Raw genomic sequence first — 15,202 nt, 5'->3', positions numbered from 1 at the left:
ATACTGTGTTTTTACAGAGCGGAGGTTTTTAAATGAACAAAAAAATCTTTAACACCACTGCAAGTATCAAAATGATCCAGCAATTTCTGACGAAAGTTCTGCCAAGTGTAAATCAAGAAGTAAACTATTGGCAGGCATATGCAAAACAAAATATGCATGGTGAACTACAAATGCAAGCTTTATCTAGCATCGCTAGCAAACGATTTCATTGTCAGGGCGGTAATTTTTACAGCATCTATCCAGGTGTTCCTACCGAAGAATTTATAAAATTCATTGTTGCTTTGCAAACAATCAGTGATTATTTAGATAATTTGTGCGATCGTGCTGCTGTTACGGATGCCGCAGCATTTAAGCAGTTGCATCTAGCAATGACAGATGCACTAGACCCCGATGCAGCCCTGCATCCGTATTATGCATTCTATCCCTTCAAAGAGGATGGCGGCTATCTAAATAATCTTGTGATCACCTGTCAATCTATTATTAAAAACATACCGAATTATCTTTTGGTAAAGCCTTCGATTTTGAAATTTGCTGCACTTTATTGTGAATTACAAACTTACAAGCATATTGACCCTGCTTTACGTGAAGAAGCTATGCTCACGTGGTTAAATGAATGCAATACGACAGATACACTAACAAACTGGGAATTTGCCGCAGCGACTGGTTCGACACTAGGGATGTTTGTACTGGCTGCGATCGCCTATCAGCCGACACTAACAAAAACTGAAGTCGAGGCTGTAACAGATGCTTATTTCCCTTGGATTTGTGGACTGCATATTCAGCTTGATTATTTTATTGACCAAGCTGAAGATCGCTTAAATAATGATCTTAATTTTATCTTCTACTATAAAAATGCAGCGCAGATCTCTTATCGACTTCGGATGTTCTATAGAGAAGCTTATGCAAGAGCTGAATTTACACCTCATAGTTTTTTTACAAAGACCATTGTACAGGGACTGCTTGCACTCTATTTATCAGACAAAAAAATTAAGACTCCAACAGAAAAAGCAATCCGAAATGATTTACTCAATCAAGCTGGAGTCTCTGCAAAACTTTTATACGGCTTTTGCAAGGTACTACGACATCAAAAGGTGCTATAAATCCATTTTCTTTACTGTAATGGAGTCTTTTTTGTCGCAATCGTCACTTGTTTAAAATAACGACCATTAATTTCGATGATTTCATGGGTATCATGTTTAATCAGTTTTGCACGACCTGCGGGAATAAAATCATCTACATTCTTAGGTTTTTCTATTTCACGCCATTTGAAACTGCGTTCATTTTCACTGTCGATGTATACCTCATCTTGTGAACGCGGCTTTTCATCGCCATTACAAGCTTTGAAATTCTGTTTGATCTGTTCGATAAACATACGGCAAACATGTTCAGGCATATTTACCGACCCTTCAAACTCACTTTCTTCATTATAAATTGCAATAAAAATAATATTTCCAAATAAAATTTCATCCTGATCCTTGCCTGGTAAGTGGCGATTTGGCTTTAATCCCAATGGTACAGCAAAATCATTCACCAAAATCCAAAGTGATGCACCATTGCCGATATCAAAAAACTCTGTACTACCAATATTGCCATCTAAAATATTGGAAATTTCTTCTATCTGTTCATCGACATTCATGGGCAATTGACATATTTCCGGTTCTTGCCCAGGTCTCGCTAATATCGCATTTATCAATTTTTTTTCTTCAATTGTCATAACATTCTCCTTATATGTGCATATTATAGAATATACAACGTAAATAACAAGTAACTTGATTCGCCATATCATAAAAAAAACCTTTATTTCGATATCATAATTGATGCATACGCACGCATTGATTATATATATTATGTAAACTTAATAAAATTCTAAAAATTTAAACTAAAAATACAGATCTTCTGACTTGCATACCTGTTTTATTTATGGTATCATTACAAACATAGAGAAGATGCCTGAAATGCACGCGAACCTTAATATGTCTAACCTACTTTTATTATTAGGGAATCGGATGTTTTGCGGCTGCTGAGCCGCCTTGAGCGGATAGCAAAAACAAGGCTATGATGCCCACCTGCTAAGCTGCAGGTTTAGACATAAAAAGTGAGCGACATTGCGGGCTAAAATTTTAAAAGACCTTATTCTTGATAAGGTCTTTTTTGTTATGTCAACTATTATTTTTCAGTTTGAATTGGATTTACCAGCTTTGCTTTTGTAATAATTTTCTCGCCAAACCGCTCTTTCAATTGATCCACGGTTCCATATAACGCTTTTCTCTTATCTTGCTCCTGAAATAAATTGCCCTGCTCATTTATCATTAAATTGCTGCCGGTGACCCCAAGCAAGCGAATCTTTTCTGTAATTGCAGCTTTTCTATATAAATCGATGACAGCATGATAAATCTCTTCATCAAAATTGGTCGCTGCCGGTAAAGTCCTGCTCCGTGTAATCGTAGTAAAAGAAGCAAACCTAACCTTAATTGTAATGGTTCGTGCTGCACAGCCTCCCATGCGTAAACGCCAGCCAACTTTTTCTGATAAAGCGAGAAGTTCTGTTTCCGCCTGTGCACGAGTCAACAAATCCTGTTCAAAGGTAATTTCATTACCAATCGATTGCAAACTTCGATCGGCTTCAATTTCCCGATCGTCTTTGCCGTTTGCTAAATTAAATATATGATAGGCAAAATTACCAAAATGTTTTACTAAAAAATTAAGATCTGCTTGCGCAATCTGTCCAATTGTCTCAAAACCTAATCTTTGGAGTTCAATCGCAGATTTCTTGCCAACACCCCATAATCGTCGAATCGGTAAGTTCTCAAGGATATGTTTTGCATTGTCTCGTTCAATCAGAACCAACCCGTTCGGCTTTTCCAAGTCAGAAGCCAATTTGGCTAAAAATTTATTCGGTGCAATACCAACAGAAGCCACTAAACCAACTTCCGACTGAATCCGCTCCTTTAATTGCATCGCGTAAGTTCGCCAATCATGTACCAAATAGTTCATCCCACTAACATCCATAAATGCTTCATCTAAGGATAACGGCTCAATTGTCGGAGAGAATTCTGATAAAATCGAAAAAATGCGTTGTGATACCTGACTGTAATGCGCATGATTTGGCCAAACAAAAATCCCCTGGGGACAACGTTTGCGTGCTTGTACCATTGACATCGCGGAAAACACGCCGAATTTCCGAGCTTCATAAGAGGCAGTCGAAACTACGCCACGATTGCTAAGCCCGCCCACAATGACGGGTTTACCACGATATTCTTCATGATCACGCTGTTCTATTGCAGCATAAAAAGCGTCCATATCCACATGCATAACCCATTTTTCCATATGATATACACTCCAAAAAAGTTTTCTTATCCATCATAGAATATATGTTCTTTTTTGTAAAGCTATACATTAAAATAAAAAAACTCATAATCCTTAGATTATGAGTTATCATAATAACTTTTGGAGGCGACACCCAGATTTGAACTGGGGAATAAAGGTTTTGCAGACCTCTGCCTTACCACTTGGCTATGTCGCCGTATTTAATTTTCGCTAAACCTATTTAGCGTCAATAGCTATATTATAGCTACTTTTTATTCTTTTGTCAAAACATATTTTATATAGCTGTGTTTAACTTGTGATAATGTCACTATGTAGACTATCGTGAGATAATGTCACCATGAACAATGAGGTGCGTTATTTAATGTCTGAAAAACAACTGAATAGATTCTCCGTCATTTCAAAAACAATTGATGGTCATATGACCATTGCTGAAGCTGCCGTTAGCTTAGGAATCAGTGTGCGCCAAATTATACGGCTTAAACAAGGAGTTATAGCCGAAGGTGCCGCCTTCCTCATCCATAAGAATACGGGACGCAAACCACAACATGCCTTTGACGATAAACAAATCAAAGATATTATTACACTAAAACAATCTGAAATCTACTCGTCTGCTAATTTTCAACACTTCCAAGAATTGCTTGAATGTAATGAAAAGATTAAGATTAGTTATTCTGCTCTCCATTCTTTACTAACTCGAGCCAATATCAAAAGCCCGAAGAAACGACGGAGGTTTAAACCTCATCCCAGACGTAAACGCAAACCACAAGAAGGGCTTTTAATTCAAATGGATGCCACTCCTTTTGAATGGTTTAATTCCTCTGAGAAGTTTTCCTTACACGGCGCAATTGATGACGCTACTGGTAATATTGTCGGTCTGTATATGACAAAAAATGAGTGTCTTCATGGTTATTGGGAAGTCATGCGGCAATGTATTCTAAATCATGGTCTCCCTGTCAGTTTATACACCGACCGACATGCTATCTTTCTTTCCACACTTGCTGGCAAGCTTTCTATTGAAGATCAACTTTCAGGAAAGGTCGTTAATGATACTCAATTCGGCAGAGCTATGGGCGAGCTTGGCATTACCTTGATTCCTGCACGTTCCCCTCAAGCTAAAGGAAGAGTTGAAAGGCTTTGGGAAACACTACAAAGTCGTCTGCCTGTGGAGTTTAAAATTGCTAACATTTCAACCATTGATCAAGCAAATGAGTTTTTAACCAATTACATTGCATTATTCAATGCTAAATTCTCTGTAGAACCAGAAAGTACAGAATCTGCTTTTAGATCTTTATCAGTTGCTTTAAACATTGATTCTATTTTATGCGTTAAACTTACCCGATCTGTTGATGCTGGTGGCGTATTCTCATTTTACAATAGACAATTCAAGGTCGTTACATCTCCGGATTTACCTTTGCTTACCAGCAAAGCGAAAGTAAGTGTTCTAGTAGGTCCTAGAATTGGGGTCGCTGTACAATTCAAAAAAACTATTTTTAAGGTATTGCCATATATTAAATCAAAAAGATCTGTTAACGAGCGTGCTCCACAATCCAGCAAAAAACCTTATTCACCACCAAATACTCATTATTTTAAGTATGGACACAGCCTAGTTAAAAAACTTACTTTTGAAGACACTCACAACGATATGCTTTTAATGCTAGAAAGCATCTTTCTTAAAAATTATGCTTAACTTTTGAAGTGACATTTTCATGCGATAATTAACTACTTTCGAGGGTGACATTTTCATAAGTTATTGACAAACATATTTTATATAGCTTAGTATATGCAGAATCACAAAAAAAGGTACTGTTGCACTCATATTTTATTTGTAAAACGCTAAATGTAATACTGATTTCTTTTTTTCATTGCCATAAACGAACCAAAGAGGGATGCCGCATTTTTTATGCAGACATCCCCAAAATAAATTATTTATGTCGCTACATCAGAAACTATTTAAGTTTGTTCCACTTATAAACTTGCACGAAGATAGGTTACATTACTTCTTTTCAAGCCACTGTGTATGAAAAATTCCCGCTTTATCCACACGTTCGTATGTGTGCGCACCGAAATAATCGCGCTGTGCCTGAATCATATTTGCTGAAAGCACTGCCTGACGATAACTATCGTAATAATCAAGCGAAGCGCTAAAGGCTGGCGTTGGAACGCCGAGCTTTTTGCACAAACTAACAACTAAGCGCCAATTATCCTGCATACGATTTAATATATCACAAAAAAATGGATCTAACATAAGATTTGGTAAATTCGAATCCTCAGAAAAAGCTGATTTGATTCTTTCTAGGAATTTCGCTCGAATAATACAGCCGCCCCGCCATAAAAGAGCCAGATCACCATAATTTAAATCCCAATGGTATTCTTCACTTGCCGCTTTTAGTAGTGCAAACCCTTGTGCATAAGAACAAATCTTCGAAGCGTACAACGCATCATGGATCGCTTGAATCAAAGCTTCTCGATCGCCCTCATATACCGCTTTAGGCGCAGCAAGAATTTTTGCTGCTTCCACTCTTTCTTCCTTATATCCAGACATACACCGTGCAAAAACAGCTTCGGTAATTGTCGGAACTGGCACACCTAAATCAAGCGCACTTTGTGAGGTCCATTTTCCCGTACCTTTTTGTCCAGCTTTATCTAAAATAACTTCAACTAAAGGCTGCTTCGTTTCTGTATCTTGCTTCAATAAAATATCACTTGTAATTTCAATCAAATAGGAATTGAGTTCCCCTTGATTCCACTGATTGAAAATTGTGTGCATTTCTTCAGCATTTAGCCCCAAGACCATTTTCATCATGTAATAGGCTTCACTGATGAGCTGCATATCACCATACTCAATTCCATTGTGCACCATCTTTACATAATGTCCGGCGCCGCCTTTACCGACATAACTGCAGCAAACACCATCGGAAACTTTCGCTGCAATCGCTTCACAGATTTCTTTCACTTCCTGATAGGCCGACAAATCTCCGCCCGGCATAAGACTAGGTCCAAGCAAAGCACCTTCTTCACCGCCGGACACCCCCATACCGATAAAACGAATGTTTTTTGCCGTAAGTTCCTTAAAGCGTCTTTCGGTGTCAAGGAAAAATGAATTTCCGCCATCAATGATGATATCCTCTTCATCCAAGTAAGGTAAAAGCTCTGCAATCATTGCATCTACAGGTGCTCCAGCCTTTACCATTAACATGATTCTACGCGGTTTTTTGAGCATTTGAACAAATTCACCAATCGAATTTGCCGCGCCAATATTTTCTGCATTCTCCGCTTGTTCAATAAACTCTTTGGTTTTACTTGCCGTACGATTATAGACAGCTACACGAAAACCATGATTGCGCATATTTAGAACAAGATTCTGTCCCATAACAGCCAATCCTACGAGTCCAATATCATATACTTCAGCCATCATACTCCTCCATCCCCAGGTCTTTATTTGTTTTTATTGCCATAAAAGTACCACTTCTTGATATCATTATATCATTTTTCAAAACTACTGCAATGTTTTTTTCATTTTATTGACCATAAAATGATATAGTTACATCATTTTATGTCTAAGCAAATGTATTGAAAATGATCATTTGGCTGTCAATAAATTTGCCGCAGCTTGATCTAAAACCCAAATCAGCTCCCCTGATGCCGGACAAATTCGTTGTGCTGGAAACGCATGATTTTTATCGATAGGTTCGACTATATTTTTTACCATAGCTGCTTTTTCAATACCTGTGACAAGAAAACAAACTTTGGTCGCATGGTTGATCACCGGATAAGTCAGTGTGATTCTTTCCGGTCCCTGCGCATTGACCTTTGACGGACAGACCCACCGTATTTCTTCTTTTAATGCTGCCGATCCCGGAAATAAAGAAGCAGTATGCCCATCAGAACCTAACCCCAGTAAAATTAAATCAAACACCGGTAAATGAACAAATACACGTTTCAAATCTGCTTCATATTGTTTGGCAGCTACATCAACTGTTGCTAAGAAAGGTATCGGAAAAATATTTTCTTCGGGAATGGGCACATGATTTAGCAAAGTTTCTCTTGCCATCTTCTGATTGCTTTGTACGTCAGTTGCCGGCACAAAACGTTCATCACCCCAAAAAACAAGAATTTTTGACCAGTCAAGCTGCTTTTGCCACCGTGGCTTTGCCAGTTCAGCAAAAAGTGCTTTTGGTGTCGCCCCACCGGATAAGGACACGGTAAATCTTCCTTTTTCTAAAATTGTCCGTTTTGCTTCAGCAACTAACCATTCTGCTGTCTCTACACACAATTGATTCACGGTTTGATAGACTTTTAACATCCCAATCACCCCCGCTTTTTAGGCTCAAACGATACCGGTAATAACCAGGTTCTTCGATCCCGCGCAATTAAATTTTCCGCTTCTGATGGGCCCCATTGTCCGGCTTGATAATTTGGGAAATTTAATTCTTTTGTTTCGCTCCAAACATCCAAAACCGGTTGAATCACCTTCCACGCTGCTTCCACCTGATCCGCACGCATAAATAGACTCGGATCATTCCGCATAATATCTACGAGCAATGTTTCATAAGCATCTGGCGATGGCTGATGAAAAACATCCTGATAGCAGTATCTCATATCCACTGGTTTTAACTGCATTCCCATACCAGGTTCTTTCGCCTGTGTCCGCAGTACGACTCCTTCATTTGGTTCAATTTGAAGCACCAGACGATTCGGCTGGAACACTTGTGTGTTTAAATGAGAAAATGGATGATGCGGTACCGGTCGAAATTGCAGTGAAATTTCAGAAACTCTTCCCGGCATTACTTTGCCAGTCCGTAAGTAGAAGGGAACTCCCTGCCAACGCCAATTATCCACAAATAATTTTAACGCCGCAAAAGTTTCAACATTAGAAACCGGATTTACGTCCTTTTCATCACGATACCCCTGCACCTCTTTTCCTTCTATCCAGCCTTGTCCATATTGCCCTCTGACTGCATACGCTGGAACTTCCGCTTTAGGAATCAAACGGATTGCATGCATAACATCGACTTTTTTATTACGAATCTCATCGGCAGTGAAAGAGGTAGGTGCCTCCATCGCGATTAAGCATAAAAGCTGCATCAAATGGTTTTGGATCATATCCCGAAGTGCTCCGGCCGAATCATAATAACGTCCACGCTGCCCTATACCGATTTTTTCTGCAACAGTAATCTGTACATGGTCGATAAAATTACGATTCCAAAGCGGTTCCCAAATCGCATTGCCAAATCGAAATGCCAGTATATTCTGCACAGTTTCTTTACCTAAGTAATGATCAATACGATAAATTTGCTGTTCTTCAAAGACCTGCAATAGTTTGTGATTTAACTCTTGTGCTGACTGCAAATCATGCCCGAAAGGTTTTTCAATCACGATACGATACCTCATATCGCCATGCAGTGCAGGAATTTTACCTAATTGCTCAATAACAACTGTAAATAAATTCGGCGGAGTAGCTAAATAGAAAATAATATTCGGCGGTTTACTCCAAGATTTATCTCCTAACTGAATTAAACGTTTATAAAGTTTCGGATCGTCATAATCGGCTTGTATATAATGTACATTTTCGGCAAAAGCTTCCCAATCCTCCTGCTTTGCCTCACCTCGTCTGGAAAAACGATTGACACCATCATGAAGCTTATCCCGCAATGCATCATCATCAAAATCACTGCGCGCTACGCCAACAATTGCATACTGCTTGGGTAAAAGTCCGTCAAGATGCAGATTATACAACGCCGGAATTACCTTTCGCGCCGACAAATCACCGGAAGCTCCAAACAAAACAATCACCACAGGATCTAAATTCATATTTTTGTTCATCCTCGTTTTCACTCCTTCATCATAAATTTAATAAATTAAAATCACCAAATTCATAATAATTATCAATAAATTTTCATTCTCACTTTACAATTTCATTTTATCATTCCTAGAAAATTTTGCAATCAAATAAACGCCCTTCCCTTCATTCATGATACAAATTTTTCTATACTTCTTTTAGGTTTTGCATATCTGAGCTTTATATACAAATACCTCATATCGTCCATTTATCTTATTATGGAACGATATGAGGTATGTATAAAAATTTATATTATCCAAGGAATATAAAATTTACTATTGTTACTTGCAACACCAATTTGTATATCCTTACTCTAATCAAACAACTTCGTATACTCCGTCTGTGTATTTCCTATGTGATACACATAAACATCATGATCGATTATCTTATAAATTGCTACAAACTTTTCACAAATAATCAAACGATAGCCTTGCTCATTTAACCATGGATCTGGCGTAAGCGAACCCGAATCCGGAAAATCTTCCAATCGCTTTAATGTATCTAAAATATGCTGACTTACTTTGATTGCCGACTGCAGGCTAAATTTTATACAATAGTAATCTTCAATCTTCTTCAAATCTTCCCATGCGGTAGGCAAAATCTTAACTTCATATTTCATGCATTCTATCAACCAATCTTTTTCTAGCCTCACGAATACTTAACGTTTGCGCACCGGATATTCTTTCTGCTTCGGCTTGTAGAACTTTTGCTCTTAATGCTAAAATCTGCTCTCTCTTTTCGAATGCTTCTATACTCATTAAAACCATATCACCTTCTCCATTTTTTGTGATATAAATTGGTTCACATGTCTCGCGTGCCATCATTGATATTGACGCATACTCATTTCGAAGCGCAGCTGATGGTTTGATAATCATTGATCTCACCTCGTGTATATTTTAATGATATTATTATATCATTATTTTGTTATATGTTCAAAAATATTCTTATTTTATGCGAATACTTTGAAAGAGGAAACGAAAAGGAGCTGTCACACTAAAAAATTAGTGAGGCAACTCCTTTGCATATATGCTTTTCTAAAGATTCGTACCAGCTGCGCGCTGCGCGGCATCAATGGCTTCGTAGCCAAGCTGATTTGCCTGACCTAAAGTACTCAATACCTGATCTGGATTATGGAAGCCCATACCGTTTTCTGCGGCAACCATATCCCAAAACCATTGTGCCTTGCGCACAAGTTCTCTTGCGTTTGCCAGCTCTTCCTGATTTGCATTTGGTGCTTCGCTGGCTATTTTGATTGCTTCATGTGCTCTGGCAATCGTAGTACCTGCAGTATGCTGCATTTGCCAAGTTCGATCTTGTATCGTTTTTACACGTTCCATCGCCCAGGCTTCACCTTGTGTATGACATGGACTGCAAGAAGCATCTAACGTTTTCAACGGGCTTGTCATCCAATGGGAAGAATATTTTTGTCCGTCTTCACGCATATATGGCATATGACAATCCGCGCAAGATACACCGGATTTTCCATGTGTACCATTCATGAAAGTTTCAAAATCAGGATGCTGCGCTTTCAACATTGGTGCCTTGGAATCAGGATGTACCCAATCCTGTTTAAAACCATTTGGTTGGGTTTCATAATATGCATACATTTCCTCTGGCGTAAATCCATTATCCCAAGGGAATACCACCTGCGTTGTCCCAGGCGCAAAATAGTACTCTGCATGACACTGTGCACAAACATAGGTACGCATTTCTTCTCTTGATGCCTGCTTTACATCAACACCACGTCGTTCCATCGCCTCAATAAACGCCGGATTAATGACCCGAAGATCCATAGTTTCTGCATCATGGCAGTTTGCACAAGTAACCGGGTGCTTCGATTTTTCTAATAATTCCGCGAAAGGTTTGTTCGCATACTCCCAGCCGGATTCTTGATAAAACTGTTCTACATAAGGTGTTTTACAGGTAATACATGCACCCTTTGTTGCCGGACCAACCCGTTTACTTTCTGCAATATCTTCAAGCGCGTAACTATGCCCTCGATCTTCTGTGTAATCTTTACTAAACGGCATACCCTTGAAATTTTTAAAAAGCTCCGGCTGCATATCAGATTTTTGTACCTTGCTACTTCCGCCATACCCTGTTGGCGATGCTGACATATCAAAATTTTTCATATAGCTTTGATACTGCAATGGATAGTACTTACCCCAAACCGCCGGATCATATTCACCCTTTGGAATATTTGCGGCTTTTACGGTAGACGGTTTCGCACCAATACGCACAATGACAAAGCCAAAGAATACGATACATATTGCCAGTAAAACAGCTAATAATTTCTGCGTTTTATTCAACCTTTATCCCTCCTTGTGTCTTGTTAGTACCGTGCACCAAGCTACGGTGACACTTTTGACAATCCTGCCCGCCAGCTGCCATGCCGGTGTTTTCTACTGTCGATTTGTGGCAGCGTAAGCAATTGTCCTGCACAATAGCTTTACCCTCTAAACTTAACTTCATTGTTGCGGGATAATCTTTTAAAACTTCATGATACGTGTCATTCATACCGGTCTTTGCCTTTGTCACCAGCTTTGTCACAAGATTTCCCTGTGGCAAGTGACATTCTGTACATTTTAGTTCTTTATGATTTGACACCTGCCAACTCGCATGTGCCTGCTGCATGGAGTGACAAGTACTGCCACAGAAAGCACTGCTGTCTGCATAGGCATACCCAGTTCCGACAAAAATTACGACGACTGCCGTTACTGCTAGAGTCACTGCCGCAACAGCAAAATTACGACGGTTAAAATATTGACCAGTATCCAAAAAATCTCCTCCCTTCCTCAAAAATCAGTTCATCTGATCCGACAGTACGACCAGAATCGCTTGGACATATAATTTATCTGGCGAAACGTTTAAGAGACGCCAGAATCGTCCCTACAGTAATCAAAAACGTTCCTAACCAAACGAGATTGATGAATGGCTTATCGCTGATTTCTGCCTGCATCGTTTGCTTCTGATCCTCAGAATTTGTATCCCTATAAGCAAAAATAACACTTTGATCGTTCGGATTTACCGTATATAAGGTAAACTCATACTGACCAAATACTACGATAGGCTGACTATGAATATGACCATTGCGATAGCTCATTTCAGGTGCTACCTGCACTGTTTCTCCAGCTTTATCAATCTCTAACTGTGCAGCCACCCGAACATCATTGCTGCCCATTCCTTGCATTGCAAGTTTAAGAAATGTAACCTGCAGTTCATCTACTTCCATGCTTTCACCCTCACGCAAAGCAACTTGCTTAAGCTGAGGAGCCTCACTTTCCGGGCTAGGCGCAATATATAAGTCTGAAAGCAACGTGCGATAGATTGCGGGTTCTCTCGCTGCAGGATTGCCTTCCTTGTTTAATTTGGTGTAGGCTTGTAACGCCACTTGATCCCCGGCATGCGCTGCGATAAAGTTCTGATAAATCCCCGATCCATCCGCCGCCTTTTCATCCCCCAGATAAGTCAAATCATAGCCAAAAACTTGCTGCGCCTCTGTTTGCTTAAAATTTATATGCGCGGATTGATTTTGACTCGAGGAAATCACAATCCCCATGACCAAAACTGCCAGTCCGACATGCGTAATCGCAGCACCCGTAGAAACCACCTTTTTATAGCCCATCCAAGTGTTGCTAACAACAGCACCGCAGGCAAAACTCATTGCAAGCAGAATCAAAGGCTGTTTGATTCCATATAGAAAAGCGAAGCAGAAAGAAATTACAATGATACCCGCGAGCATCCAAACTTTCTTTCGGCTCGCAGTATAAACTACCGGCAATGCCGCAAGCAAAATCATCAAACAAATCCCTAACGGTAAAGATACCGCGTTATAGAAAGAAATTTGCAGACTTTGCGGATTGCCAATCATCATCGTAATCAGTGGCGTAGACATTCCGATAAAGACAAATACAGAAAGTACCCCAAGTACCAATGAAGTAGCTAAAAGCACACTCTCTTTACTGATGAGTTTAGATGTTAATTCTCCCTGCGGTAAATTTGGCAGTCGAATGATATAAAGCCCCAAAGAAACAAACAAGGTAATCAGAACAAAACCTGCTAATACACTGCCAATACCTTCATCAGAAAATGAATGGGTAGAAAAATTACTTAAAATCCCACTGCGGGTCAAAAAAGTACCATATAAAACACTGACGAAGCTAAAAATAGCCGAAAAATACGCTAAACTGATACCGGCGGCTCTATGTTTTGCCAATACGATTGTATGTACTAGCACACCCGCAATGAGCCAAGGCACCAACGACGAATTTTCTACCGGGTCCCATGCCCAGTATCCGCCCCAGCCTAATACTTTATACGCCCAAAAACCACCAATGAAAATGCCTGCCCCAAGCGTCCCCGAAGAAAAAAGTGTCCAAGGCAGCGCCGCCGACAACCAGCTTTTATGGTCTTTAGACATCAACCCATGCATTGCATAGGAAAATGGGACTGCAAGCCCTGCATAGCCTAAAAAAAGAATCGGCGGATGAATCACCATCCAAGGATCTTGCAGCAGCGGATTTAACCCGAAGCCTTCCATCCTTGGCTGGGCAAGCATCATAAAAGGGCTTTTCGCGAGTAAGATCATCAGCAAAATTGCCTGCAGCGCACTATATACGACCATCACGCCCGGCGCCGCTTTACGGCTTAGAATTCCTCCGAATATAACATGAAAAACCAGCCACAGCATAAACGAGCCCTCTTGCCCTGCCCAGAAAACCGACAGTTTATAGGCAAGCGGTAAATCTGTTGAAGAATACCCAGCCACATACATAAACTGAAATTGATTCGTTAAAATGATATATAACAAATAAAGAGCTGCGATGCCAATACATCCGGCCGCCGCCGTATAAAACTTGCGGCCGCCTTGACTTTTTTTACTCGATGACTTTGTCAATTCTGCCATATGATGATGAAAATAAAAAAATGCAGAGATGCAGGTCATAACCAATGCTAAAAATAATGCACCATATCCAATCATGCTTTCATTCAACTCCCTTGTGTTGTTCCCTGATACTTAGAAGGACATTTTACGAGCAGTTTTTCGGCGGTAAATCTTCCATTTTTCACTTTGCCAATTGCAACAATACTGGATGCCTGCTCAAATCCTTCCGGTCTGACACCTTGGTAAGTCACTTGTGCTTCTTCTCCATCTTCATCCCGTAAAGTAAAATGAACTGCACCGGCGCTTGCTGTCACACTATCCGCTACAAGTACGCCCTTTACCTGTACAATCCCGGTATTGCTGCGCGCCTCGGCAAACGTAACATACGGCGTAAGAGATTCTTTAAAACTAAATGCGCTAAACAGGAAAAACGCGCCGATAAGACCAATTCCAACTAAATGACGTACTTTCATAGAAATTTTCACTCCTCACTACAATTTTCTAACTGCGCTGCGTGTTTTTTTCTGTTCACCAGATACTGCAGCATTTGCCAAAAAGCGGCTGTAACTATACATAATGTAAACATAAGCACCGCAACCATCGTCGTATCCATTCCCAGCGTACCTTTGCCGTTAATTACCGGTTCCGGATGAAGCGAAGCATAAAATCGGGGAATGATAAATACTAAAAAAGGTACTGTCAGAAACGACACGAGCCCATAAACAGCAGAGATTTTAGCCCGTTCCTCTTCATCACTGATTGCCGAACGTAAAACCATATACGCACCATAAATCAAAAGTAAAATAAAAATCGTCGTTTGCCGAGGATCCCAGTTCCAGTAGGCGCCCCAAGTGAGTTTTGCAAAAATAGCCCCGCTGACCGTTGCCAATAGACAAAATACCAATCCGAGCGCAGCCGCACTAGAACTTTTCCAGTCATAGTCCATTTCACGCTTTCTTAAATACTGCCCGCCCCAGTAAGCAGACAGGAAAAAAGCAAGTACTGAAACCCAGGCAACCGGAATATGAAAAAAAGCGATTCGCACCAAATTTCCGAGTCCCGCTGCCGGCGGTACAATATAAAACACTGCATATAGCGCACCTAAAAAACCTAAAATCAAGCCGGTTACTCTCATAATATCCTCCCATATT

General features: G+C 40.0%; 14 protein-coding genes, 1 tRNA gene and 1 other RNA gene. 3 read left to right on the top strand and 13 right to left on the bottom strand.

Features of this window, described 5'->3' with window-relative positions; genetic code table 11:
- The first annotated feature begins 32 nt into the window (after positions 1 to 32).
- Positions 33 to 1,100, top strand: a complete 1,068-nt coding sequence (locus BN6559_RS11910; protein ID WP_110954919.1) for a tetraprenyl-beta-curcumene synthase family protein — start codon at positions 33 to 35, stop codon at positions 1,098 to 1,100.
- 11 nt (positions 1,101 to 1,111) lie between these two features.
- On the opposite strand, the gene BN6559_RS11905 is transcribed toward BN6559_RS11910, so the two are convergent.
- Positions 1,112 to 1,714, bottom strand: coding sequence for a DUF3846 domain-containing protein (locus BN6559_RS11905; protein ID WP_110954918.1), 603 nt, complete (start codon positions 1,712 to 1,714; stop codon positions 1,112 to 1,114).
- A gap of 230 nt (positions 1,715 to 1,944) precedes the next feature.
- Here BN6559_RS11905 and ssrS point away from each other — a divergent pair.
- Positions 1,945 to 2,118, top strand: a non-coding RNA gene (gene ssrS, locus BN6559_RS11900) — 6S RNA.
- A gap of 48 nt (positions 2,119 to 2,166) precedes the next feature.
- Here the strand turns inward: ssrS and BN6559_RS11895 are convergent.
- A complete protein-coding gene (locus BN6559_RS11895; protein ID WP_110954917.1) occupies positions 2,167 to 3,327 on the bottom strand; it encodes a DNA polymerase IV in 1,161 nt (386 codons plus the stop codon).
- 121 nt (positions 3,328 to 3,448) lie between these two features.
- A tRNA-Cys gene (locus BN6559_RS11890) sits at positions 3,449 to 3,523 on the bottom strand.
- A gap of 165 nt (positions 3,524 to 3,688) precedes the next feature.
- Here BN6559_RS11890 and BN6559_RS11885 point away from each other — a divergent pair.
- Complete coding sequence (locus tag BN6559_RS11885; RefSeq protein ID WP_110954916.1) at positions 3,689 to 5,014, top strand: ISNCY family transposase; 1,326 nt, start codon at positions 3,689 to 3,691, stop codon at positions 5,012 to 5,014.
- A 306-nt stretch (positions 5,015 to 5,320) separates the two neighbouring features.
- Here the strand turns inward: BN6559_RS11885 and gndA are convergent, their stop codons facing one another.
- The 10 genes from gndA to BN6559_RS11835 form a co-directional block, all read right to left on the bottom strand.
- Entirely contained in the window at positions 5,321 to 6,739 is a 1,419-nt protein-coding gene (gene gndA / locus BN6559_RS11880) for an NADP-dependent phosphogluconate dehydrogenase (RefSeq protein ID WP_110954915.1), read from the bottom strand.
- A gap of 168 nt (positions 6,740 to 6,907) precedes the next feature.
- Positions 6,908 to 7,630, bottom strand: coding sequence for a 6-phosphogluconolactonase (gene pgl / locus BN6559_RS11875; protein ID WP_110954914.1), 723 nt, complete (start codon positions 7,628 to 7,630; stop codon positions 6,908 to 6,910).
- A 5-nt stretch (positions 7,631 to 7,635) separates the two neighbouring features.
- Positions 7,636 to 9,150 carry a glucose-6-phosphate dehydrogenase gene (gene zwf, locus BN6559_RS11870; RefSeq protein ID WP_110954913.1) on the bottom strand — a complete coding sequence of 505 codons (1,515 nt, stop codon included), beginning with the start codon at positions 9,148 to 9,150 and terminating at the stop codon, positions 7,636 to 7,638.
- Positions 9,151 to 9,479: 329 nt separating this feature from the next.
- Positions 9,480 to 9,785: a type II toxin-antitoxin system RelE/ParE family toxin gene (locus BN6559_RS11865; RefSeq protein WP_110954912.1), complete on the bottom strand. Its 306-nt coding sequence runs from the start codon at positions 9,783 to 9,785 to the stop codon at positions 9,480 to 9,482.
- Positions 9,775 to 10,041 carry a type II toxin-antitoxin system Phd/YefM family antitoxin gene (locus BN6559_RS11860; RefSeq protein WP_110954911.1) on the bottom strand — a complete coding sequence of 89 codons (267 nt, stop codon included), beginning with the start codon at positions 10,039 to 10,041 and terminating at the stop codon, positions 9,775 to 9,777. Before BN6559_RS11860 ends, BN6559_RS11865 begins: the two co-directional genes overlap by 11 nt.
- 159 nt (positions 10,042 to 10,200) lie before the next feature.
- The gene (locus tag BN6559_RS11855) at positions 10,201 to 11,475 is read right to left on the bottom strand and encodes an ammonia-forming cytochrome c nitrite reductase subunit c552 (RefSeq protein ID WP_110954910.1); all 1,275 of its coding nucleotides are present in this window, start codon (positions 11,473 to 11,475) and stop codon (positions 10,201 to 10,203) included.
- Positions 11,468 to 11,944, bottom strand: coding sequence for a cytochrome c3 family protein (locus BN6559_RS11850; protein WP_110954909.1), 477 nt, complete (start codon positions 11,942 to 11,944; stop codon positions 11,468 to 11,470). The genes BN6559_RS11855 and BN6559_RS11850 overlap by 8 nt, the downstream gene beginning before the upstream one ends.
- 73 nt (positions 11,945 to 12,017) lie before the next feature.
- Entirely contained in the window at positions 12,018 to 14,147 is a 2,130-nt protein-coding gene (gene ccsA / locus BN6559_RS11845) for a cytochrome c biogenesis protein CcsA (RefSeq protein WP_110954908.1), read from the bottom strand.
- Positions 14,148 to 14,155: 8 nt separating this feature from the next.
- Positions 14,156 to 14,524 carry a cytochrome c maturation protein CcmE domain-containing protein gene (locus BN6559_RS11840; RefSeq protein ID WP_110954907.1) on the bottom strand — a complete coding sequence of 123 codons (369 nt, stop codon included), beginning with the start codon at positions 14,522 to 14,524 and terminating at the stop codon, positions 14,156 to 14,158.
- 8 nt (positions 14,525 to 14,532) lie between these two features.
- Positions 14,533 to 15,186 carry a cytochrome c biogenesis protein gene (locus tag BN6559_RS11835; RefSeq protein ID WP_110954906.1) on the bottom strand — a complete coding sequence of 218 codons (654 nt, stop codon included), beginning with the start codon at positions 15,184 to 15,186 and terminating at the stop codon, positions 14,533 to 14,535.
- Between the last annotated feature and the right edge of the window lie 16 nt (positions 15,187 to 15,202).

Origin of the sequence: Massilibacillus massiliensis, assembly GCF_900086705.1 — a bacterium.
In the GTDB taxonomy this organism is placed as follows: Bacteria; Bacillota; Negativicutes; order FLKF01; family FLKF01; genus Massilibacillus; species Massilibacillus massiliensis.
This window is presented reverse-complemented; position numbering and strand designations above follow the sequence as displayed.

Coding starts and splice junctions, on each gene's coding strand:
- BN6559_RS11910 (WP_110954919.1), top strand. CDS start 33: ATGAACAAAAAAATCTTTAACACCACTGCAAGTATCAAAATGATCCAG.
- BN6559_RS11905 (WP_110954918.1), bottom strand. CDS start 1,714: ATGACAATTGAAGAAAAAAAATTGATAAATGCGATATTAGCGAGACCT.
- BN6559_RS11895 (WP_110954917.1), bottom strand. CDS start 3,327: ATGGAAAAATGGGTTATGCATGTGGATATGGACGCTTTTTATGCTGCA.
- BN6559_RS11885 (WP_110954916.1), top strand. CDS start 3,689: ATGTCTGAAAAACAACTGAATAGATTCTCCGTCATTTCAAAAACAATT.
- gndA (WP_110954915.1), bottom strand. CDS start 6,739: ATGGCTGAAGTATATGATATTGGACTCGTAGGATTGGCTGTTATGGGA.
- pgl (WP_110954914.1), bottom strand. CDS start 7,630: ATGTTAAAAGTCTATCAAACCGTGAATCAATTGTGTGTAGAGACAGCA.
- zwf (WP_110954913.1), bottom strand. CDS start 9,150: ATGAACAAAAATATGAATTTAGATCCTGTGGTGATTGTTTTGTTTGGA.
- BN6559_RS11865 (WP_110954912.1), bottom strand. CDS start 9,785: ATGAAATATGAAGTTAAGATTTTGCCTACCGCATGGGAAGATTTGAAG.
- BN6559_RS11860 (WP_110954911.1), bottom strand. CDS start 10,041: ATGATTATCAAACCATCAGCTGCGCTTCGAAATGAGTATGCGTCAATA.
- ccsA (WP_110954908.1), bottom strand. CDS start 14,147: ATGATTGGATATGGTGCATTATTTTTAGCATTGGTTATGACCTGCATC.
- BN6559_RS11840 (WP_110954907.1), bottom strand. CDS start 14,524: ATGAAAGTACGTCATTTAGTTGGAATTGGTCTTATCGGCGCGTTTTTC.
- BN6559_RS11835 (WP_110954906.1), bottom strand. CDS start 15,186: ATGAGAGTAACCGGCTTGATTTTAGGTTTTTTAGGTGCGCTATATGCA.